Raw genomic sequence first — 24,496 nt, 5'->3', positions numbered from 1 at the left:
TATGAGTAAATTAAGTCTTAAAATAGTTTGGTTCGTTTTTATGATATCCTGTGGTCTTTCTCAGGCTCAAGTTAATAATGAAGTATCAGTAGCTTATAGTGATAGTGGTAATCCTGGTAATCAACCTTTTCTGGTACTCGGAGATAATTATACGTTTCCCGATGAAAATCTAGGAAGTGAAGTGGATAGGTCCTGTAACTATGGACCAAAGGTTATTTATGCGTTTGATAATATAGATATCAATGCAACATATTCTTTAAGAGCAGTTTTTGTTTCAGATGCTGATAGAACAATTAAGATCACAGCTGATGGAAATACAATAGGAGAAACTATAAAACTAAGCAAAGGTTCAAGGAAAGAAATTAATCTTCAGTTACCGGCAAAATCTTACGCCTATAAGCAGCTAGTTTTAGTTTTTGAATTGGTTTCTGGTGCTAATGTCATTATTTCAGAACTTGAAGTATTCTCCTCCAACAAAGCTTTACTTAAGCCATTTGATAATTCACGGCAAACAGAATTAATTAAATCAAATTCTTTCGTTATAAAAGAAAAGATAGAGGTTGAAAAGTTTTTACCACAATATACACCGCGCCCTTCAAAGGTAATTGAAGTATACAACCCAAAAATATCACTTAATGGTGAATGGAAGTTTAATGCAAAACCGGAAGTAGATTTTCATAAAAATAATGCATCTAACAAATGGAATACTATTAATGTGCCTGGAGAATGGGCAATGCAGGGGTATGAAGTAGATTCCGCTGCATTTGCAGGCTATGAGAGAAAATTTAATGTTCCTACAGATTGGAATGATAAACGTGTTAAACTTCGTTTTGATGGTGTTTCTAGCGAATGTACTGTTTGGATTAACGGCCAAGAAGTTGGTTCACATATGGGGGGAATGACCGCCTTTGAATTTGATGTTACTAAATACTTGAAAAAAGACCATAACAGTATTGCATTAAAAGTCCGTAATGAATCCTTAGCAGATATGTTAGGCAGTTTAACGCAATATGCCGCACATCAAATTGGTGGTATTACAAGAAAAGTAACTCTTTTTGCAGTGCCAGAAGTGCATTTGTCTGATATTAGAATTGTTACAGATTTAGATGCAAACTATAAAAATGCGATACTAAAATTAAAATTAGAGATTACTAATCTAGGAAATACAATATCGAAAAATAAAACTTTAAGGTTTACACTTCCAGATGAGAATTTGGTGAAAGAGTTCGGTATAGAAAACATAAATGTAGGAGAAACGATTACTAAAAACATTGAAATAAATGTTAGAAATCCTAAAAAATGGACGAATGAAACTCCAAATATGTATGATTTTTTTACTGATATTTTAGATGGTAATGATTTATCTGAAAGAGTTGCAAATAGAATAGGGTTTCGAGAGGTAGAAGTAAGAGGAAACGAATTATTGGTGAATGGTGTTTCTGTTAAATTAAGAGGAGTTAACCGGCATGAAATACATCCACTTACAGGTAGAGTTCTTAATCAAGAAACATGGGAAAAAGATGTGGAATTATATAACAAAGCCAATTGCAATTATATTCGTACATCTCATTATCCGCCAGGGGAAGAATTTATAGCTCTTTGTGATGAAAAAGGAATTTTTGTCGAAGTGGAAGCTCCAATTTGTTGGGTTGGACATCATGCTAATAAAAATTGGCTAACTTTAGATTATAAGGATGAACAATATTTTCCGTATATGTTACAAGCCAATATGGAAACCATTCAGTTTTATAGAAACCATCCTTCAATTATCTTTTGGTCTGCTGCCAATGAATCCTATTGGAATTATAATACAGCAAAGTTAATGAAGTATGTTGACGCGGCAGATGCAACAAGACCAAATGCTTTTCATGATCAAGGATATGGTGGCTTTAATAATCAAGGAAGTACTGCAAGTATTGCAAATATTCATTACCCCGGACCAGAAGGTTATAAAAAAGCAGTAGACTTTGATAAACCTTTAATTTATGGTGAGTATTGCCACTTAAATGTATATAACCGAAGAGAACTTATCACAGATCCCGGTGTTCGGAATGATTGGGCAATGGCATTGGCACCAACTTGGGAAAATATGTATTATACAAAAGGTATTTTGGGTGGTGCTATATGGTCTGGTGTGGATGATATTTTTCAAATGCCAAACGGCGAAGCAGTTGGTTATGGACCTTGGGGACCAATTGATGGATGGAGAAGAGAAAAACCTGAATATTGGCACGTTAAAAAAGTATACAGTCCAATACGAATTTTAACAAAACAGTTAGAAGTTCAAAGTACATTTGAAATTGAAATAGAAAATAGGTATTCATTTGTTAATTTAAAATCTGCCAAAATAGTTTGGTCCTATGGTGATGAAGCTGGTATGGTTTTTCCAGATATTAATCCAGGACAAACTGGATATACAACAATAAAGGTTGAGAAACTGCTAAAAAATGAAAAACTCAATCTAAAAATTTATGACCCTAGAGGTTTCTTAGCAGATGAATTTGTGATTCCAGTGGGGAAACAAACCTATTCAGATGTAGTGAATTACCAAACCCCAATAAAAACAAATTTAAGTACCAATAAAACTGAATTTATCATCAAAGGGAAAGGTTTTGAATGTGTTATTAGTAAGAAAAATGGACAGATTGTTTCACTTAAAAAAGACAATAAACTAATTTTAAATGGTGGTCCGTGGTTAATGGTATTACCTTTAGACGGTGAAGGTTGTGAGCCAGATCATGATGCTAATATTCCACCTTTCAACGAACTAGCAGCCAATTGGGTTGCGAATTCTGTGATTGCAAAGAAAGACGGAGAGGATATTAAGGTAATAGTTGAAGGAGTGTATACTGATTTTTTAGGAAGCTATATATTGTCAATTAATGCAAATGGGGAACTTAGTGTTGATTATTCTTTTCGTAGTAAAATTGGAGTAAACCCCAGGCAATGGGGAATGGTGTTTAATGCACCAAAGAGTTACAATACTCTATTTTGGAATAGAGAAGGTAGATGGACCTCTTACCCTTCAAAACATATAGGTAGACCATTTGGCGAAGCACCATTGTTCTATGAAGGCGTTCCTAATAAAATCAATCCTAGAGAAGAACCGCTTTGGCATTGGAGTATGGACTTTAATAAATTAGGGAGCAATGACTTTAGGTCTACTAGAAGAAATTTTAATTATGCAGGCCTAAAAGATGGAAATGGAAAGCAAGTTTTGGCTATTTCAAAAGATGCCTCTCAACACTGGCGTTCTTGGCTAAATGGTGATGATATACAATTTTTAGTGGCAAAATTTGTTACCGCAGGGAACGAACTTTTCTTAGGAAGTTTTTATGAACCAACCAGGGTTCCATTAAAATTAGGGGATTCAATTTCGGATAAAATTCAAATTCAAATAAAATAAGGATGAAATAAAATTCCGAATAATTATCAATTACTTTAACTATAAATAAAGAACTGTGAAAATTACTGATGTAAAAGTTTGGCTCGTTGAGGGCGTGAAATATAATTGGACCTTTTTGAAGATATATACGGACGAAGGTTTAACCGGAGTAGGAGAAGCTACGAATTGGCCCGGAAGCCAAATAGTTGAAGCAGCAGCAAAAGAACTTGGACAAAGAATTATAGGAATAGACCCAATGAGAGTTGATTTTATTTGGACAAAACTTTATCGTGATATGAATTGGGTTGGTCCTTACGGAGCCAGTATGTGCGCAATCTCAGGTATAGATATGGCTCTACTTGATTTGAAAGGAAAAAAACTCGGGGTTCCTGTCTATGATCTCTTGGGGGGATCCTATAGAACCAAAATCCAACTCTATGCAAATTATTGGTTTACAAACGGAGGCCATAATATGGAAGATTATGCTAGGCAAGCAGTGGAGGTTAAAAAAGCAGGCTTTACAGGTTTAAAATTTGATCCATTTGCTCATACGAATTACTTTTATGGAGATGATTTGGACACCAACTTGTCTTTGACAAAATCACAACAAAATAAGGCATTTGAAGTTAGTAAATCTGTAAGAGAGGCGGTTGGTGAGGATATGGATATTATGATTGAAACACACGCAATGCTTAATTTTAAAGTAGCCGTTACCATGGCAAAGCGTCTGGCAGAATTAGATATTACTTGGTATGAGGAACCTGCTGGACCTGAGAATCCAAATACGTTAAGAGCCCTTCGAGAACGAATAGATCCAAGTGTTTCTATTTGTGTGGGAGAAAGACATTATACTAGACATGGCATAAGACCTATATTGGAAAAACAAATATGCGATGTTATTATGCCAGATATTACGCGCTGTGGTGGACCATCAGAAATGAAAAGAATGGCAACCATGGCAGAGGCTTACAATGTTCTTGTAGCGCCTCATAATCCCAATGGACCATTGTCAACATTGGCATCAGCCCATGTGTGTGCATCTATTCCTAATTTTTTTAGACAAGAATTTATTTTCAAAGATGTACCCTGGAGGGATACAATAATAGATCACCCCATTCATGTTGAAGGAGGTCAACTCATATTAAGCAATAGACCAGGGTTAGGTGTAGATTTGATAGAAGATGAAATGGATGCACACCCTGGAATTAGAGAACACAGGGATGGATTTTATATTTAATAATTAAAATACGATTACAATGTTGACCATTGATTTAAAGGGAAGAACAGCCTTAGTAACAGGTGTTAGTAAGGGTATTGGCCAAGGAGTTGCCAAAATGTTGGCGAAAGCTGGGTGTAATATATCTGGGTGTAGTAACTCTCCAGAATTTTCCGAAGGTGTGAAAGCCTTTATGGATAGTGTAGCATCTGAAGGTAGACAAGCAATATACACTCCTTTAAATATTACATCTTGTGCAGATCAAGAAGCATTAATAAAAAAAACAGTTGCCACTTTTGGCGGTATTGATATTCTAGTTTCTAATGCCGGAGTCAACGTTTTTGAGGGAGCAGAAAATTGTTCAGACAAAGAATGGGAATTTAATATGGATTTGAATTTAAAATCACATTGGCAATTGAGTAAACTTTGTAAACCTTTTTTAGAATTGGAAGGAAAGGGGGTTATCATCATCATGACTTCAAATCATAGTAATTACACCATTCCTGGTTGTTTTCCATATAATGTAGCTAAAACCGCTATTAAAGGTTTGGTACAATCTCTAGCTATAGAGTGGGGGCCCAAAATCAGAACGATTGGGATAGCACCCGGGTTTATTGATACCAAAGGGAATCAAAAATGGTTTGATAGTTTTTCTAATGCGGAAGAGGAACGTCAACGTACTATAAACACTCATCCAGTAAAACGGATAGGAACCACAGATGAAGTGGGAGGATTGTGTGCCTTTTTAGCATCTGATCAAGCTGCCTTTATTTCGGGAACAACCTATCTGATGGATGGCGGAAGATCGGCACTGATGCAAGGTTAAAATTTAAAAAAGTTTATGATTATAAATATAGATTGAAAATGCATAAAATGAAAATCGAAATAGCATCATTATGGCTTAAAACCAAGGCAAACTTAGGCGAAGGACCTGTATATTTTAATGACTCCGAAGAACTGGTTTGGTTAGACATAAATAATGGCTATGTTCACGTTTCAGATTCTATATCCAAAGAAAATAAAATAATATACGAAGGAGAGAAATCTTCTTGTATTATTTCAATCTCTAATGAAGAACTTCTTGTTGCCGATATTGATAAATTGATTCGGTTAAATAGAAGTACAGGAGCGATAACGTTATTTCTTAAAGTTGATTACAAATCAACAAATATAAGGTTCAATGATGGTAAGGTAGATCCATATGGGAATTTATGGATTGGAACTATGGAAATGAATGGCTTACTCCAAAAAGGTAATTTATACTGTGTAGAGCCAAATAAAAAGATATCAATAAAATTAAAGGGCGTTAGTATTTCGAATGGATTGGCTTGGTCTATAGATAAAAAAACAATGTATTTTATTGACACTGCAATAAGAAGCATTTACGCATTTGATTTTGATAACAAAAGTAAAATATCCAATCAACGAATTTTAGTGACAATACCAAAGCAATTTGGGTCACCCGATGGTATGACTATAGATAATAAAGGTAATTTATGGGTTGCTATGTGGGGTGGAGCTTGTGTCTTATGTATTAATCCAGAATCTGGACTTATACTTGAGAAAGTTGAAGTTGATGCACCACTTGTTACCTCCTGTGTTTTTGGTGGACAAAATATGGATATACTTTTTATAACCACGGCCAGAGAAGGTTTGAAAACAAAAGAGTTAGAAAAATATCCTTACAGCGGAAGTATATTTTCTTTTCGAACGAATGTCAACGGTTTAAAACCTAATCGATTTATAATTAATTCAAAATAAATAAATAAATAAATAAATAAATAAATGATTCGGAAGATTTATAATTGGGTAAATGTCAAAGTGACGTTGTTTAGGAAATATTATAGAATAGAAAATTAATCATACAATCTACTAAAAATTAAAAACTGATTTATTATGAAAAACATTTTACTTATATCAATCCTTACTTTGTTTGTAAGCTGTTCAAAACAGAAAAAAGGAGTCGATATAGATTGGGGAAAACACGATCTTGATTTTAAAACTCTTGCACAAAGTTGGGATGAAGGTATTCCTTTGGGAAATGGTGTTATTGGAGCACTGGTTTGGGAAAAAGAAGAACGACTAAGAATGTCTTTAGATAATGTCAATTTGTGGGATTTGCGACCAATGGAAAATTTAAATACTCCGAATTATAAATTTTCTTGGGTCTATGAGCAATGGAAAAATAATAATTATGAAGAAGTTCAGAAAAATTTTGATGCGCCTTACGATAATTCGCCAGCACCTTCTAAAATTCCAGGAGCTGGTTTGGAATTTGAAATAGCAGAATTTGGAAATGTGATCTCCAATAAACTAGCGATTACTGATGCAATTTCTGAAATTAAATGGGAAAATGGTGTAACGATGAATTCATTTGTACATGCTACAGATCAAGTTGGGTGGTTTCGATTTGATGGAGTGAAGGAAGGATTTAAACCAATGCTGGTACCACCAGCTTATAATTCAAGTGGAAAGGATGAAATGGAATCGCCAGTTACCGGGCAAGATTTACGAAGGTTAGGGTACCCTGAAGGAACAATTATTGAGAAAGACAATAGTATTACATATAAACAAGAAGGATGGGGTGGATTTGAATATGAAGTAAATGTGTCATGGTTACAAATTGGAAATGTAGTTGCGGGGTGTTGGAGTATAAGTGCTGATTATGAAAAGCTAGAGAAATCGAAAAAAGCAAATGTATTTGTTGCAGAGCAATTAAATAAAGGTTTTGCAAAAGCTTTTGAATCTCACTCCGTATGGTGGAAACAGTTTTGGGGGAAATCATCTTTGCGTATTCCGGATCCAATTTTGGAAAAACAATGGTATTTGGAACAATACAAATTTGGATCGGCTGCTCGAGATGGTGCACCACCAATTTCCTTACAAGCAGTTTGGACTGCAGATAATGGTAAGTTACCTCCTTGGAAAGGCGATTATCACCATGATTTAAATACACAATTAAGTTATTGGGCATCGTATTCAGGAAATCACCTCGATTTAGAGAATGGGTATTTGGAATGGTTGCTTAAATATAAAAAAACTTTTAAGACGTACACTAAAGAATATTTCGAATCAGATGGATTAGCGGTTCCTGGTGTAACAACATTAACTGGAGAGCCCATGGGAGGATGGATTCAATATTCCTTTGGTCCCACAGTGTCAGCATGGCTAAGTCAACATTTCTATATGCATTGGCGTTATTCTATGGATAAAGAATTTTTAAGTAAAAAAGCTTATCCTTGGATTAAAGATGTTGCCGTTTTTTTTGATAATATATCTATTATAGATGATGCAGGTTTGAGAAAATTACCGTTAAGTTCTAGCCCTGAAATCCATAATAATTCCAGAGAAGCATGGTTCGATGAAACCACTAATTTTGATCTTGCAGCCATTAGATGGACATATGAAAAAGCTGCTGAACTGGCTTTGGAACTTGGTAAAAATGAAGAAGCGGAAAATTGGATAAATACTCTAAATGAATGGCCTTATTTTTCCATTGATGAATCCGAAGGGTTAAAGTTTGCTCCAGAGCATCCATATGAGGAATCACACCGTCACTTCTCTCATTTAATGGCATTTCATCCATATGGACTAATTGATTATTCTAATGGGGAAAATGATAAAAAAATTATTGACAATACTATTAATCATTTAGTAGATAAAGGGTCAGATTGGTGGACAGGCTATTCTTTTAGTTGGTTGGGTAATTTACAAGCACGTGCTTTTGACGGCGAGGGTGCTGCAAAAACACTTCGTATTTTTGCAGAAAACTTTTGCCTTCCAAATAGTTTTCATGTCAATGGTGAACAACATAATAAAGGGTATTCAAAATTTAAATATCGTCCATTTACTTTGGAAGGTAACTTTGCCTTTGCCTCGGCAATTCAGGAGATGTTAATTCAAAGCCACACAGGTATAGTTATTTTGTTTCCAGCAATACCTCACAATTGGAAAAATTCTTCGTTTGAAAGTCTTAGAACTGAAGGTGCTTTTCTTGTTACAGCAAAAATGGAAGATGGTACGGTGAAAGAAGTGAAAATAATTTCAGAAAAAGGCGGAGAACTACGTTTAAGAAACCCTTTTAATACTGATGATATTAACGTCAATTCCGAATTTATAGTTGAAGATGATATTATTGTAATAACAACAATGAAAGGTCAATTAATTGAACTCAAACAAGAAAATTAAAACGACAACTAAAGGATTAGGGATATTATTTTAGGTAGTTTCTCATAATGGGTGTAGGGTAAAAAAAATTATGAACTATTTCGTTCCTGAATTTTTTTACGTTACACCTTTTTTTAAGAATTTATTTTTTCCGTTACTATATTGATGACTATAATTTTTTAATATTGGAATAGAATTCAGAAGGAGATATTTTTTTGATAAGTCGAAATTGCTTATTAAAGTGTGAGGGACTATTATACCCACTTAGGTAAGCAGCCTCTGTTATACTATATTTTTCTTCATGGATTAATTTACAGGCATAACCTATTCTAATTTCGTTCAAAAAAGAAGTAAAAGTTTTATTAGTCCTATTTTTAAAATACCTACAAAAAGCTGTCTTATTCATCGACGCAACTTTGGCTACTTCGTCTAATGTAATAGGATTAGAAAAATTATCCATTACGAATTCGAAGACTCTATTAATTTTATTGTCGCCTTTAAATATAGTTTCCTTAAATAAAGAGGATGCTAATAATCTGTATTCATTGGACATTGAGGCTATATGTAATATTTCAATAAACAACAAAAGCCGTTCCATACCCATTAATGGTAACAGTTTCTTTATTTTTCGAATCAGTATTTTGGAGGTGTAATTGAAAAATGACATACCCCTTTCTGCATTTTTAAAAAGTTCATTGAGTTTTTTAGACTCAAACAAATCTAAAAATGAAGGTCCCAAGAAACCTGGCGAAAATTGTATGATAATTGAGGTGCAATGTGTTTTTGTATCATTTAAATTTTTTGGAGGGTTACTTCTCCAAACATGTGGGAGTTTTGATCCTACTAAAATTACATCACCTTTCAAAAATGTTTCAACGGAATCACCAATAAATCGCTGTCCTTCACCTTTTAATATAACTACAAGTTCAAGCATTTCATGAAAATGCCAATTATCATAGAAATGTGTGCGTTCGTCTTTTCTAATATGAAAGGCTTGTTCAATTGATGTATTTATCTTTCTAAAGTTTGCTTTCATTGGTTAAAATTTGTGGTTATAGCAAATATAGAGAATGTAATTGATAATTCAGCACAAGCTAACCTTAGTTTGGATTGGTATTTTTGTTTAAATAAATTTAAAACCAACTAAATATGAAAACTAAATTATGTTATCTAGTTACTTTATTTGTTATATTCTGTGTTAGCCTAGGGTATTCGCAGAATCATAAAATCACGGGTACGGTAACATCTTCAAACGAAAGTATGCCACTTACGGGTGTTAATGTCCTTGTTAAAGGTACTCTAACAGGAGCTGTTACCGATTATGATGGGAAATTTACCTTGACCAACGTCTCGCCGACCGGCATATTAGTTCTAAGTTACGTAGGGTACAAAACTATTGAAGTAGCTTTTAATACCCAAAAGGTGCTTTCTATATCGATGGAAGAAGATGCTTCTCAATTGGATGAAGTAGTCATTGTTGGCTACGGAACACAGAAGAAGGAAAATCTTACCGGATCTATTTCAACAGTTAAGCTAGAAGATGATTTAAATCGGCCAATTGCCAATGCAACCCAAGCCTTAGCAGGTAAGGCTGCAGGTGTTACTGTAACTCAAACCTCTGGAAATCCAGGAGGTGATGGTGCTACAATTAAAATTAGAGGTATTGGAACCCTTGGAAATAGTAATCCATTAGTGTTAATAGATGGAATAAGAGGAAGCCTTGGAAATGTAAATGTGGCTGATATTGAAACTATCACTGTTCTAAAAGATGCTGCCTCTGCCGCAATTTATGGAGCTAGGGCAGCAAATGGTGTATTGTTAGTTACAACTAAAACAGGTAAGTCTGGTAAAATGACCGTAAGCTATAATGGATATACTGGTATTCAAAAGCCTACGAAATTAACGGAGTATGTAACCAATTCTGTAGAGTTTATGGAATTGCTTAACCAAGCTAAATTTAATGAAGATCCTGCTTCTATGCCTGATTTTTCTGAATCCGAAATTAATGAATTTAGAAATGGCACAGATCCTTATTTGTACCCCAATACAGACTGGCAAAATGTAGTTTATAGAGACGCTCAAATTATAACTCATAATTTCAGTGTTAGAGGAGGTAATGATAAAACAACATATTCATTTTCAGTAGGTCACACCGATCAAGACGGGATTGTCCTGGGGACGAATACCAAACAGTATACAGCTCGATTAAACTTGGACACAAAAGTTTCTGATAAATTTAATTATTCCTTAAAATTATCAGGGAGATATGATGATGTAAATCAGCCGGTTGCTGGAGCAGGAGCTGTTATTGGATGGGTAGAAAGAGCGACCCCAATGCAAAGTCCGCGTTTGGAGGACGGAAGCTATGCTTATCCTTGGATTGGGTTTCCTAATGCAACACACGCCCTTGCCGGAGCTTTGGAAGGTAAAAATCGAAATGCCTGGGATAACCTATTGATTAATTTATCTGGAGAATATGAATTAATTCAGGATTTAAAATTAAAAAGTTCTATAGGGATAAATACTTACCATAATTTGCACAAGGTTTTTAGACCTCAAATAGATTTAATTAACCCTAAAACATTGGTAGCTTCAAATTTAGGGGTAGGAGGAAATCCATTATCTGCTTGGAATGGGTATACCACAGGCAGAACCTTAACTCTTCTGTCAACTTTAAATTATAATAAAACCATTGCTGAGAATCATAATTTTACATTGCTTGGAGGCTTTAGTCAAGAAAGTACCAAAACAAATCATTTGTCTGCTTCAAAGAATGGTTTGCCAAGTAATGCTTTGCAAGAAATAGATGCGGGTGCAGATGATCCGGCAGCTTCAGGTTACAGTGTTGATTATGGGCTTCAATCATTTTTTGGAAGGTTTAATTACGATTTTAATAGTAAATACCTTTTGGAGGCCAATGTAAGGTATGATGGTTCTTCAAATTTTGGACCGGGTAATAAATGGGGAGTTTTTCCTTCTTTTTCTGCGGGTTGGAATATATCAAATGAAGGTTTTATGGGGAATGTTACCTTTATTGATGACCTAAAATTAAGAGCTTCATGGGGACAATTGGGTAATCAAGCCATAACACCTAATCAGTATAGTTCTATTTACAATTTAGGTGGAATATATTCTTATGGCGGAAATTTAGTTGGTGGCGCCGCCCAAACTAGCCTGCCAAATCCTGATGTGACTTGGGAAACCTCTACACAAACAGATATTGGTTTTGATATTTCTATGTTTGGTAGAAAATTAAATATCGTTGCAGATTATTATTTAAAAGATACAGAAGATATTTTAAGAAGTATAAACATTTCAACAGTTGTAGGTGGCTTAATACCCCCAACTGTTAACTTGGCTTCTGTAAGAAACAAAGGTTTTGAGTTTTTAGTTGATTACAACAATGCAGCAGGAGAATTTGAATATGGTGTAAGTGTTAATTTTACAACGATAGATAATGAGGTGACAAAACTACCAACACCACAAATTGGAGGATTTTCAAGAATAGTTGAGGGCAGTTCTATAAATGAATTTTATACCATAAAAATGTTAGGCATCTTTCAAAATCAGGCGGAGATTGATGCCCATGGTGCACAACCAACTGCTCAACCAGGTGATATAAAATTTGAAGATTTTGATGATAGTGGAGATATTGGTGACGGGGATAGGCAGGCTATGGGAAGTTCTATACCAAAATTAACTTATGGGTTTAACGTTTCTGCTGCGTATAAAGGTTTTGATTTTTCAATGCTTTGGCAGGGTGTAGATGGAATAAATGCTATAACTGAGGAGGAACAAAAACCATTTTTTAATAGTGCTGGAATTCCAAAATTTTGGGTAGAGAATGCGTGGACTCCTGAGAAGCCTAATAATAATTATCCAAGATTGGTTAGAGCAAGTAATTATTTGAATAATATGTGGAGAAACTCTTCATTCTTGATTCAAGACGCTTCCTTCCTAAGGTTAAAGAATATTCAATTAGGGTATTCCTTACCCCAAAGATTTTTAGAAAAAATTAAAATTGATAAACTTAGGTTTTATGTTAACGCAACAAATCCAATTACAATTACCGACTATAGAGGATTAGATCCAGAAAAAAATCCTTTTGGAAATAGAGGGTCTTATTCTAATGTTCAAGTTTATTCATTGGGTTTAAACCTTTCATTATAAGTAAATATAAAAATTGTAGAACTATGAAAACATATATAAAATTAATACTAGGGTTATCCCTTATTTTGACTTCTTGTACAAAAGATGTCATTGAAGTAGCTTCCTCAACAAATATATCTTCTGAAACATTTTGGAAAACGGAAACAGATGCTCGATTAGCTTTAAATGGAATATATAACTCATTGGCTGGCTTAGAACAAAATTATATATATTATGATGTAATGTCTGATAATGCCTACAATAACTACCCTTGGGAAGGTTATAAAGCAATCGCAGATGGAACCCATGACGCGCGGGGGCCTGGAGTAATTGGATGGATATGGTCTTCCTGTTTTCAGGGTATTGGAAGAGCGAATGTGCTACTTGATAATGTGGATAATGTTGAAGGTCTTGATGAAGATTTTAAAAATTCAGCAATTGGAGAGGCTTTGTTTCTTAGGGCGTATTTCTATTTTAAATTATCAGATTTTTATGGAGGAGTTCCAATCATTACTGAAAGTCCAAAAATAGAGCATTCTGAATTACCAAGAGACACAAAAGAAGCCGTAATTAATCAAATAATTGATGATTTAGATCAGGCATATAATCATTTACCTATTACCCAAACGGAAGTTGGGAAAGCAACAAAAGGTGCAGCAAGAGCTTTAAAAGCAAGAGTGGAATTATACAATGAAAGATGGGAAGATGCTGCTATTTCTGCTCAAGAAGTCCTAGGAATGGGGTATACGTTATTTCCTGAATATAGAGATTTATTTCGTCAAGCAAATGAAAATAATGAGGAGGTTATTTTTGACGTACAGTATATTTCTCCTGAACAAGGTAACCTTATAGAATTATACCTTGGTAGTTATACAGTCGGGGGATGGTCTTCAGTGGTTCCTTTGCAAAATATGATAGATGAGTATGAAATGATTGACGGAATGTCAATATCAGACTCACCATTGTACGATCCTGAAAACCCCTATGATAATAGAGATCCTAGATTAAAGCAAACTATTTCTGTGCCAGGAGCTACAATAAATGGAATAGTAGACCATGTAGGTGAGTTTGGTGGGTATTGCTTTAAAAAGTATACTGAATATGATGAGATTGGAGTTGTTTCTCCAACTCCATACCCCACGGAAACAGGACAAAATGTTATTATCTTAAGGTTAGCCAGTGTATTATTGACTTATGCCGAAGCTCAAAATGAGGCTGTTGGTCCGGACGCTTCAGTATATGATGCCATTAATGAAATTAGGGCTAGACCAAGTGTTAATATGCCTCCTTTGCCTTTGGGTTTAAGTAAAAGTCAAATGCGCGAAGCTATAAGACACGAACGAAGAGTTGAACTGCTTCTGGAAGGTACGAGATATTCTGATATTAGAAGATGGGGTATTGCAGAACAAGTAATGGATGGTTTAACAGATCCGGGGGGTATAAGATCTTTTAATCCTGATAGGGATTATTTATTTCCTATTCCTGCAGGTGAGTTTGATATTGAGGGAACCGCATTAGAACAAAACCCCAATTATTAACCAACAATCCTTATGAATTTTAGTTAGTTGATTAGTTGAGAAAATGAGGTTTGTATTTATGCAGCCTCATTTTATCTTTTCAATTTGGTAGGACTAAAACTTTTACAAAATAATTTATTTATAATGGCAGTAAAGAACAACGTATTATTAGGGCTTTTTTTTATACTAGTATTTTCTTGCAAAAAAGAAGACGCTAAAATTTTTAATGAAAAAAAAGTTTCCACTGCGCTTTTTACTATTGCTTCTACAGAAACTACAAATATTAATTTTAAAAATGAATTAAATGAATCAAGTTCCATGAATGGACTGCTTTATGAGTATTTTTATAATGGAGGAGGTGTCGCTGTTGGAGATTTAAATGGAGATGATTTACCTGATATTTATTTTATTTCAAATTTAAAAACAAATACACTCTACTTAAACCAGGGAAAGTTGAAATTTAAGGATATAACTGAAATATCTAAAACGAAAGGAAAGTTTGGTTTTCCTACAGGCGTTACTATGGTTGATATTAATGGTGATGGAAAATTGGATATTTATATTTGTAAATCTGGCAAATTTAATGACCTCAATAAGAGAAGAAACGAATTATACATAAACAAAGGGAATAATATACAAGGGATTCCAGTTTTTGAGGAAGCCGCGGAAAAGTATGGACTAAATTTACCACATTTTTCTACACAAGCCTCATTCTTCGATTACGATAAAGATGGAGATCTAGACTTGTTTCTAATTAATCATGGTATTTTGTTGTATCCCGATGAGTCCATTGATAAGTTTGTAAATATAGACTCTAAATATCAAGGTGAACGTCTATTTCGAAATGAGAATGGAAAGTTTGTAGATGTTACTAAGGAAAGTGGTATTATTAATAATTTATTAAGTTTTGGTTTAGGTGTGTCTATTGGAGATTTAAATAATGATGGATGGCCCGATATCTTAGTGGGGCATGATTATTCTGAAAAAGACCATATGTATTTAAACCAAAAAAATGGTAAATTTAAGGAGGTTATTCTTCTTACAACGGGTCATATTTCTAATTTCTCTATGGGAAATGACATCGCTGATTTTAATAATGATGGGTTACTCGATTTTATTACCCTAGATATGATGTCTGAGCATAACTTTGATATTAAAACTAGTATGAGTGGAATGAACCCAAAGAGGTTTTACAAGCTTGTTGATTTAGGATTACACCATCAATATATGTTTAATACGTTGCAGATAAATAATGGAAACCAAAATGACTTACCTATGTTTTCTGATATAGCTCAATTATCCGGTGTCTCTAGTACCGATTGGAGTTGGGGACCTTTATTTCTTGATATGGATAACGATGGATTAAAGGATTTATTTATTTCTAACGGAATAAAAGGTGATTTCAGAAATAGTGATTTTGTTAACTATAGAAAAAAACGACAAAAGGAAATAGTCGAATTAAAGAAGCAAGGCAAAAGGATTGATCAAAAGACCTATGTAAATCATATTCTGGATAAAATGCCAGAGCGAAAAAAAGAAAATTATTTTTACAAAAATAACGGTGACCTAACTTTTAGTTCAATAGAATTAAATAGTAAAGATAGAATACAAACTAGCTCAAACGGTGCAGCTTATGCCGATTTTGATAATGACGGAGATATGGATATTGTTGTAAACAATGTTGATGATCCCGCCTTCATTTATAAAAATAATAGTTCCGAATTAAAAAAGGGAAATTATCTTAAAGTTAAATTAAATGGCCCTATGAAAAATAAATTAGGAATAGGTGCAAGATTAATTGCCGTACAAGAAGATAAAACCCAAATATTAGAGCAATACCTGACTAGAGGTTTTCAGTCTTCAGTTACCGAAATATTACATTTTGGATTAGGAAAAGAAAATGGTTTGAAAGAACTACAGGTTATATGGCCTGATGGGAAAACTCAATACCTAAATGGCGTTAGTGCTAATCAAACCCTTGTGCTATATTACAAAGATGCCATTGAAAAAAGGTTAGATGTTAAATCAACTACTCCGATTTTTGAAGATATTACTGAAACTGCCAAAATAAATTTCAAACATATTGAGAATGATTTTAATGATTTTGATAGAGAGAGCTTGTTGCCCCATAAAATGTCAAATTTCGGACCTGGATTGGCTGTTGGTGACATAAATAATGATGGTTTAGATGATTTTTATGTTGGTGGTGCAAAGGGGTTTAGTGGTGAACTATACTTTCAAAATAAAAATAGTACATTCAGGAAATCACCAAATAAATTATGGCAAGCTGACAAAAACTGTGAAGATATTTCTGCAGAATTATTCGATGCAGACTCAGATGGAGATTTGGATTTATACATAGTGAGCGGAGGCAATGCATTTAGTGAAAAAGCAATAGAATTACAGGATAGATTATACTTAAATGATGGCTCAGGTAATTTTAAAAAGTCCATAAATGCTTTGCCAAAAATGTTATCTAGCGGTTCCATTGTTAAATCACATGATTTTGATGGTGACGGTGATATAGACCTATTTGTAGGAGGGAGATTAATTCCTGGTAAATATCCTTTTCCGGCAAAGAGCTATTTATTGAAAAATGAATCAAAGAATGGCAGGGTGATTTTCAATGATGTTACTGCAAGTTTAGCTCCGGAGTTTAACAACTTGGGTATGATAACAGCCGCGGAATGGGTTGATGTAACCGGAGATAAAAAAAAGGATTTAGTTATTTTGGGTGAATGGACACCCGTTTTTATTTTTAAAAATGAAGGTAATAATTTTAAAAATATAACTTTGGATTCCAATCTTTTGAACAAAACGGGTTGGTGGTTTAGCGTTTCTTCTGCTGATATGGATAATGATGGTGATATGGATTTGGTCTTGGGAAATTTGGGTAAAAATTATAAGTATAAAGCAACTTTAGAAACCCCTTTTGAAGTTCATACTGCGGATTTTGATAAGAGTGGAACATTGGATATAGTTTTGAGTTATTATGATCAAGGTGTAAAATACCCACTTAGAGGAAGGTCATGTAGTTCTGCACAAATGCCATTTATTAAGGAAAAATTCAGAACATATTCTGATTTTGGTTTGGCGACTCTTGGTGATGTTTATGGCGATGATCTTGAAAATTCACTGCATTACTCTGCTACTACTTTTGCAACATCCTACTTTGAAAATTTGGGTGATGGGACATTTCAAGAATTTGAACTGCCAAGTCAGGCACAGTTTTCTTCTGTTAATAGTATTGTTTTAAACGACATTGATGGAGATGGGTTTAAAGATATTTTACTGGTTGGAAATTTATATGCTTCTGAAATTGAAACTCCTAGAAATGATGCTGGATACGGTTTGTTGTTAAAAGGTAATGGAAAAGGAAATTTCTTTCCTGTTGCATCTAAGGAAAGTGGAGTATTTATTAAAGGTGATACTAAAATTATAGAACCCATTAAATTAGGAAAAGAAAAGAAATATGGCTTAATCCTTTCAAAAAATAATGATTATATCCAACTACTTAGGGCAATCAGAGATTAAATAATAGTATGGAGGGGTATTATTGGATCAATCTATTTACTAGTGAGGATTAGGAATATATTCTTAAACCTTACTGTAATCTACAAGCCAAATGTTTACATAAATAGTTTTTCATTATTTTATATTCCAAAATTATCCATAGGCTTAAAAATTACCACTATTATTAATAAAGTAAATATTATAATTTTGAGATTCTTTGATTATAAATTGTAGGTTAATTTTAGTGTATTATATCATTATAAGAAAGATTGTGTAGACATTCATCATGGTAAATCAATGATGATTCTATATGATCGATAAAACTAAAATTAGCTAATTCATCCATTATAAAAGATCTGAGGCTATTAGAATTTTCTACCGCAACATGTAACATAAAATCAGTCTCACCAGCCAAGTGATAAAAGCGAATAACTCCTTTTAAAGAGTGTAGCTTTTGAATAAAAGAATTTACAACCTCCCTTTCGTGTTTTTTAAGTCGAACCGCCACGAGGACTTCTATATTGAATCCTAACTTCTTCAAATTTAAATCGGCATTGAATGCCTTAAAAAAATCTTTTTGTGTCAATTTTTTTAATCTTTCATGACAGGTTGATGGTGCTATGTCTAAAGCAACAGCTAACTCCTTATTGGATAACCGTGCATTATTCTGTAATAGTTTTAAAATTTGAATATCCTTCTGGTCTAGTTTCATAAAAGCGTATTTTAAGAATAATTTTCGTTATATGTAAATTACTATAGTGTAAAATTCGATATTTATGTAAAAATATGGAATTTTGTACAATATGTATAAGGGTAGTAGGTAATTAGGATAACTCAATTTTATGGAAGCTAACTTCGTTATACAATAACAATTATTAAAAGAATAGTTACGTAAATAAAAAGTAGAAATAATGATTAATGTATTAGCAGCCCCCCCAAAAAAAAAGTAGAATGTAATGACAAAAAGAAATACTAATGAAAGCATATTTTACTGATAAAAAAATATTGATGCTAGTAATGTATTATTAAAATTACGAGCAAGCTTAGGAATTGAGGCAAAGGACTTAGAATAAATACTATTAGATTAGGATTTATTTAATAGTGTCTGCGAGGATCAAAAACTAGCAAAAGAATTTGGTATTTATGGTGTTCCCTTTTTGTGTTTCATAATAGATATGAATTTTCTAGTGAACAGCCTGTGAATTTTTTTTAGATGTTTTAAATAAAACTATTTTGGTTAGTTCATGTCAAAGTAAACCTCGCAACCAACATATATTCTCTGGGAAGTAAACCTATTAAATAAGCTATGGGTATTAGTACGCATAGAGTAATAAGAATGATGTAATATTAATTTTTTCATATAAATAACTATACTAATGTCGGATTTCATAACCTTTGGGATTTTAAGTTTCACTTCCTTCTTTACATTAATTAACCCCTTGGGTACAATGCCAATTTTTATGACAATGACGGCCGAACTAAATATTCAACAAAGAACAAAAACCGCTAAAAAAGCCTCAGTTGTTGCATTTATTACTATTGTATTTTTTGCTTTTTCTGGACAATTATTATTTAATTTCTTCAATATTTCAGTAAATGGATTTAGAATAGTTGGGGGTGTTATTTTTTTTCTAATGGGTATGGATATGTTACAAGCAAGGTTAGGAAAAGTTAAAGTGAAGGACTCAGAAGTAAAATCTTATGTTGACGACATTTCAATAACACCGTTGGCCATACCTATGATTTGCGGACCTGGTGCCTTAACAAATGCCATAGTGTTGATGGAAGATGCTAATTCATTTGAAAAAAAAATCACTTTAATTATTACTGTTTTTATGGTCATGCTTTTGACCTACATTATTCTTTATAGTTCTTCAAAAATAATAAATATATTGGGTCAAACAGGTATCAATGTAATGATGAGATTAATGGGTTTGATTGTAATGGTTATTGCTGTTGAATTCTTTTTTGCAGGACTTCAGCCTATTTTATTAGAAATGATAAATTAATAAATGACATTTTCCTTGGTTGGAGGGGGACTAAATTTTTAACAAAGTTTATACTTTGGGTTATCTATGAAAAAATGACCAGAAAGAACTTTGACTGTTAAAAACAATTATTTCAGCCAAAGAATCATATATAAGTTAAAAGATATTATACATTACATTTCTGGATATTTAGAAGGGAAATTTTCAAATAGAAAATTTTCATATTCTAGTTAAACAGGCAATAGACATTACAAAAAAATTGGCTTCAAATTTTACTATTGCCCAACAGGATTTCATGATATATACTTTTACTACTTCAATCCATTTGGAATTTCAATTTTGGAACAGTACCTATAACTTAAATAGATGGACATCCATTAATTGATTTGGAAAGCGGTTTATTTTGATATGTATGCCTAATAAGCTATTCCTTGTCTAAGTGAGTATGGGCAGTTAACAAAATTTCTACCTTTTTGGGTGAAGAAATAAAGTGCAAATTAACTGCCTAACAAAAAAATAATTTAAGTCAACCATTAATTCTACGAAAAGCGGAGTATTCTACCTTGATTATTTATGCAGCACTTTACCGCTATATTTCGGGAAAAACTACATTTCGGGTAAAGAGCTTCATTGAAAATTCTTGGACACAATCCCCATTTTATACTTTTCATTCCATTACCTTTTCCGCTACGCTGGAATGGTTCACCCGTTTTAAACATTGCACTAGGAATTCATTACAAAGTATAAAATGTGAATTAAGTCCGCCTCACAAAATAACAACCACTTGCCAATTATTCGGCATCCTTTGCTTATACAATTCACAAGACCCTTTGATTCACAAGCTAAACCATAACTGCCTTACCTTGTTTTGATAGCAAATAAACAATATTCAGTTTTGTACTACAGCATAATCAGGTTCAGTTCGTATACTCCTTCGCTCTTTTTATATGTCTGTACAAACCTGAATATTGAATTGCCTTAAGTTACAAAAAGAAGGTAACGGAGTTGGCTCTATGGGAAGTTAATTAAAAATGTAATTTATCCTGATTATATGTTTAAATATACCCAGATAAGTGTAAAATATATTCTTTAAGGACTTTTAAAATCGGTTTAATCCTTATTCAACCTAGTGTGGTGTTTTTCAAAAAGTAATGTTTAACGATTTAGGCTTCCTTTACTTTCTAAAAATAATAGACTATAGAACAAGAATTTTATAATTTAATTTATTCATAAAATTATATAAAAAATCGCCTAAAAATTACTTTTAGACGACCCCTTTACTTTTGGTAATAATCAATAAAACCTGCTTTTTTGATAATTAACTTTATAATTTTATTCTTTAACAAGAACTATCTGGGAAATCATTAGATTACCTCCTTGTAACATTTTAGTTTTTAAATTTAATTTTCCATCATTACTATCTTCGCGCATTACATGTAATTTAACCCACTTCCCTTCTTTTCCTTGGTGTTTATCAAGTTTTAATTTTCGTCCTTCAAATTCTAAGAAACCTTCTCTTCCCTTATTGTTCCAATCATTAAATTGAACAAATAAGGTGCCTAAAATTCCACTAGGACAATTGATTTCAATACTCATATTTTCACCATGCCACGCACTTACATAGTCATCTTTCCAGACACCGTCAGAAAATACTTTATAATCTGTTTCGATTGATTGTATAACCTTATCGAGTTTTTTAGACCAAGGTGTATTGGCTTCTTTTTCTTGTTGGTTTTCAGCTGAATTTACTCGAAGGATTATATTTTTGAAATCACCATCAGAATTTACTTTTTCTACTTTAGGAATTAGTGGGAATAGGTTTTTTATAAATGAAACATTTACTTTTTGTGTGGGTGAAAAATCATCTGTTTTCATATACTCCGTTAAGCTATATCGTAACTGTTTTGCAACTAGATTATTTTTATTATTTATATCAAATCCGCATACTAGTAAATTCCCTTTTCCTACTTTAAATTCAAAAATAGATCCTTCTTTATTATTGCGATGAAAATCGTCAACTACCTGTGCAATAGGTTTATATTCGGCAGGTAAGTCATTTAGAATGAAACCTTTCGTTGAATTATTAAAAGTTTCCCATTGCCAATCACTATGAAATGACGTTGGAAAGTTTTGAAAAGCTGGATGTTGGTCTTTTAATAACATTCCAATACTGGTTTTTCCTTGACCAGGGAAAAATGTTAAGGACCAGTATAATGGATAAAAATCCACAGAAATACTGTTTTCATAAGTGCCTAGATTATTGGCAATTAATAACACATCAGCTCCATTTTCTAAGTCTGAAATTGTCTTGTCATCTAAGGTTTCTCTTATGATGATATTACTGTTGTCATTTACTGGTAATTGTGTTGGATAAACCCAAATTTTCCATTCATTCTTATATGGCGTGTCTTTGAGTTTTAGGGAAACAGTTAGTTGTTCTGCTTTGTCTAAGTTTTTTAGAGTGAAGGATATATTGCCAATATCGATTAATGAACCAATTTCGACATTTTTTACAGGCCATTTTTCACTTTTTAATAGGCTACCATTAGATGATAAGACGTTCATAATTATTTCGCCATTCTTAATTTCTTGGTTTCCATGGTGAGATAATTGTGCCTTTGCTTTAAAAACCTCATCATTTGCCCAAATAAATTTTTCCATACGTAGGAGTGGAACAGTAACATCAAAATGTTCTCTAAATTTTTCTGGTGTTGTGATTCCTTTACTATCCCAATGCGAATCTAACCAACCAATAAGTGCTTCGCCTTGGCCTTGGTAATCTTGCATACTTAATAATTGAACACCAGCACAACTTTTAGTTCGTAAAAAAGATTCGGTTTCATATTTATACATGATTTGGTTAAGGGCACCAGATGCCATTTTGAAGTCTTCATCTTGATCTACAATTCCATTTTTTTCTGCAACAGCCTTAAATTCTTCAAAGTTTCTAGCTTTTAAAACACCTGTATATTTCTCAATTTCTGTCCAAGACGGGTATACTGGCCATTGACCAATCTCGTGGGCTATAATAGGAATATTCATTTGGCTATAAACATCTTCAAAATCCCAATCCGTAGAAGCACCATTTAACCCTCTAGTACGACCTACATTAGGGATGTAATGTGTAGCCATATAATCATCTACATCCATAATTTTTCTAGCAGTAGATACAGCATACAGTTTTCTAGGATCTTTAATTTTAAGATCTGCTATCCATTGGTTCATCACATCAAAGTCAGCATTTCCAAGTTCGTTACCAATACAAAACATAGCGAATGAAGGATGATTTCCATAATAATTAACTACTCGGTTCATTTCTGCAATAACAAATTTGTCCCTTTCAGGGTCTTTTCCTAATCCTTTTGGGTGTCCCTTGGTATCCATTTCTGGTCTTCCTTTAATTATCATATCTTCACTCATCCACCAGTCAATCCAAATAGAGGCCTCTGCTTGCATGTAAATTCCAACTCTATTGGCTGCCTTAAAAGCAGCTTCTGGGGGACACCATGAATGAAAACGAACATGATTTAAACCATAATCTTTATAAATATTGAAAATGCGTTCCCAATCTTCAACCTTTGTAGAAGGATATCCAGTTAATGGAAAATGTACACAGTCTAAATTACCTCTTAAAAATACTGGTTGATTATTAACAAGTACCTTAGTACCATCATGTGAAAATTGAACATAACCAAATTCCGTTTGATGATTATCCTTATATTTTTTGGTTTTTAGTTTGACTTTTAGAATATAAACATTTGGATTAAACTCTGACCACTTTTTTAATCTACCTTCAAGATCTAAAACGATTTCTTTAGTGTTTTGGCCTAGCTCTAAATATTCTGTTATTGCAATATTTTTAACTATTATGTTTGATTCTAAATCAATTATTTCCATTGAAAATTTAACTTCTTCTTTTAAAGCAGCTTCAATTTGAAGTTCAATTTTTAGCTGGTCTTTATCTATCAACGAAAACGTGCGAATACCGTTTATATAAGTTGGGTCGTTGGCATGTAATTCCATTTTACCCACAATACCATTCCAAATACTTTGGGTGTATTCTCCGTAACCGTGACCTTTATCTCCAATATTATGGATTAAGTCATTATCAATGCGAATAGATAGCTTATGGATTCCAGGTTTTAATTTACCTAATTTATGAATGTGGGGTGTGCCTAAAGCGTCTTGTGTACTTAATTCGATGCCGTCAATAAATATTTTAGATTCCCATAAAACGCGCTCTAGAAAAATTGTAATTTGTTTGTTTTTCCATGATTTGGGTATTTCAATATCTTTGGTATACCAAGCAGCGCCAATATATTTGTGAGTAGGGGTTAAAACACCAAAATCAGAACCAACCGTTTTTTCTCCATAACCAGCTTCGGTTAACGTTCCTGGTAATTCAATTTGTAAGTTTTTAGAATTTTTATACCCATCATTTTGTTTGTCTAATTCTACATACCAAGTCGTTCCTTGTAAATCTATAATATCTTGTGCGCTTGTAAGGGAAGTAAAAAATAGTAATCCAAATAAGGGTATTAAATAATGTCTCATATTAGTA

General features: G+C 33.1%; 12 protein-coding genes. 9 read left to right on the top strand and 3 right to left on the bottom strand.

From position 1 onward, the window contains the following. Position 1 precedes the first annotated feature (1 nt). The 5 genes from MWU65_RS13775 (at position 2) to MWU65_RS13755 (ending at position 8,789) form a co-directional block, all read left to right on the top strand. Positions 2-3,406, top strand: a complete 3,405-nt coding sequence (locus tag MWU65_RS13775; RefSeq protein WP_247078798.1) for a glycoside hydrolase family 2 TIM barrel-domain containing protein — start codon at positions 2-4, stop codon at positions 3,404-3,406. Between the two features lie 115 nt (positions 3,407-3,521). Then, complete coding sequence (locus tag MWU65_RS13770) at positions 3,522-4,622, top strand: mandelate racemase/muconate lactonizing enzyme family protein (RefSeq protein ID WP_247078796.1); 1,101 nt, start codon at positions 3,522-3,524, stop codon at positions 4,620-4,622. Positions 4,623-4,641: 19 nt separating this feature from the next. After that, positions 4,642-5,427 (top strand): SDR family oxidoreductase, encoded by a 786-nt coding sequence (locus MWU65_RS13765; RefSeq protein ID WP_247078795.1) that lies wholly within the window; start codon positions 4,642-4,644, stop codon positions 5,425-5,427. A 47-nt stretch (positions 5,428-5,474) separates the two neighbouring features. Beyond that, positions 5,475-6,362 (top strand): SMP-30/gluconolactonase/LRE family protein, encoded by an 888-nt coding sequence (locus MWU65_RS13760; protein WP_247078794.1) that lies wholly within the window; start codon positions 5,475-5,477, stop codon positions 6,360-6,362. Between the two features lie 135 nt (positions 6,363-6,497). Further along, on the top strand, positions 6,498-8,789 hold the full coding sequence (locus tag MWU65_RS13755; protein WP_247078793.1) for a glycoside hydrolase family 95-like protein: 2,292 nt from the start codon (positions 6,498-6,500) through the stop codon (positions 8,787-8,789). Between the two features lie 148 nt (positions 8,790-8,937). Here the strand turns inward: MWU65_RS13755 and MWU65_RS13750 are convergent, their stop codons facing one another. Continuing rightward, the gene (locus MWU65_RS13750) at positions 8,938-9,804 is read right to left on the bottom strand and encodes an AraC family transcriptional regulator (RefSeq protein WP_247078792.1); all 867 of its coding nucleotides are present in this window, start codon (positions 9,802-9,804) and stop codon (positions 8,938-8,940) included. 113 nt (positions 9,805-9,917) lie between these two features. Between MWU65_RS13750 and MWU65_RS13745 the strand changes: the two genes are divergently transcribed. From MWU65_RS13745 to MWU65_RS13735, 3 genes are all read left to right on the top strand, one after another. Next, on the top strand, positions 9,918-12,938 hold the full coding sequence (locus MWU65_RS13745) for a TonB-dependent receptor (RefSeq protein ID WP_247078791.1): 3,021 nt from the start codon (positions 9,918-9,920) through the stop codon (positions 12,936-12,938). Between the two features lie 23 nt (positions 12,939-12,961). Beyond that, entirely contained in the window at positions 12,962-14,455 is a 1,494-nt protein-coding gene (locus MWU65_RS13740) for a RagB/SusD family nutrient uptake outer membrane protein (protein ID WP_247078790.1), read from the top strand. Positions 14,456-14,578: 123 nt separating this feature from the next. Beyond that, positions 14,579-17,968 carry a VCBS repeat-containing protein gene (locus MWU65_RS13735; protein ID WP_247078788.1) on the top strand — a complete coding sequence of 1,130 codons (3,390 nt, stop codon included), beginning with the start codon at positions 14,579-14,581 and terminating at the stop codon, positions 17,966-17,968. Between the two features lie 220 nt (positions 17,969-18,188). On the opposite strand, the gene MWU65_RS13730 is transcribed toward MWU65_RS13735, so the two are convergent. Continuing rightward, positions 18,189-18,659, bottom strand: coding sequence for an Lrp/AsnC family transcriptional regulator (locus tag MWU65_RS13730; protein ID WP_247078786.1), 471 nt, complete (start codon positions 18,657-18,659; stop codon positions 18,189-18,191). A gap of 664 nt (positions 18,660-19,323) precedes the next feature. Here MWU65_RS13730 and MWU65_RS13725 point away from each other — a divergent pair. Continuing rightward, on the top strand, positions 19,324-19,956 hold the full coding sequence (locus MWU65_RS13725) for a MarC family protein (RefSeq protein ID WP_281501055.1): 633 nt from the start codon (positions 19,324-19,326) through the stop codon (positions 19,954-19,956). A 1,311-nt stretch (positions 19,957-21,267) separates the two neighbouring features. Here MWU65_RS13725 and MWU65_RS13720 read toward each other — a convergent pair. Next, positions 21,268-24,489, bottom strand: coding sequence for a glycoside hydrolase family 2 TIM barrel-domain containing protein (locus MWU65_RS13720; RefSeq protein ID WP_247078781.1), 3,222 nt, complete (start codon positions 24,487-24,489; stop codon positions 21,268-21,270). Positions 24,490-24,496 lie beyond the last annotated feature (7 nt).

It is taken from the genome of Cellulophaga sp. F20128 (assembly GCF_023015805.1).
Taxonomy (GTDB): Bacteria; Bacteroidota; Bacteroidia; order Flavobacteriales; family Flavobacteriaceae; genus Cellulophaga.
Note: the sequence above shows the minus strand (reverse complement) of the source record. Positions and strands in the feature narration are given on the sequence as shown.

Bases quoted from the DNA above. Each gene is read 5' to 3' on its own strand.
- MWU65_RS13760 (WP_247078794.1), top strand. From the start codon at position 5,475: ATGAAAATCGAAATAGCATCATTATGGCTTAAAACCAAGGCAAACTTA.
- MWU65_RS13725 (WP_281501055.1), top strand. From the start codon at position 19,324: ATGTCGGATTTCATAACCTTTGGGATTTTAAGTTTCACTTCCTTCTTT.
- MWU65_RS13745 (WP_247078791.1), top strand. From the start codon at position 9,918: ATGAAAACTAAATTATGTTATCTAGTTACTTTATTTGTTATATTCTGT.
- MWU65_RS13720 (WP_247078781.1), bottom strand. From the start codon at position 24,489: ATGAGACATTATTTAATACCCTTATTTGGATTACTATTTTTTACTTCC.
- MWU65_RS13735 (WP_247078788.1), top strand. From the start codon at position 14,579: ATGGCAGTAAAGAACAACGTATTATTAGGGCTTTTTTTTATACTAGTA.
- MWU65_RS13755 (WP_247078793.1), top strand. From the start codon at position 6,498: ATGAAAAACATTTTACTTATATCAATCCTTACTTTGTTTGTAAGCTGT.
- MWU65_RS13730 (WP_247078786.1), bottom strand. From the start codon at position 18,659: ATGAAACTAGACCAGAAGGATATTCAAATTTTAAAACTATTACAGAAT.
- MWU65_RS13740 (WP_247078790.1), top strand. From the start codon at position 12,962: ATGAAAACATATATAAAATTAATACTAGGGTTATCCCTTATTTTGACT.
- MWU65_RS13750 (WP_247078792.1), bottom strand. From the start codon at position 9,804: ATGAAAGCAAACTTTAGAAAGATAAATACATCAATTGAACAAGCCTTT.
- MWU65_RS13765 (WP_247078795.1), top strand. From the start codon at position 4,642: ATGTTGACCATTGATTTAAAGGGAAGAACAGCCTTAGTAACAGGTGTT.
- MWU65_RS13775 (WP_247078798.1), top strand. From the start codon at position 2: ATGAGTAAATTAAGTCTTAAAATAGTTTGGTTCGTTTTTATGATATCC.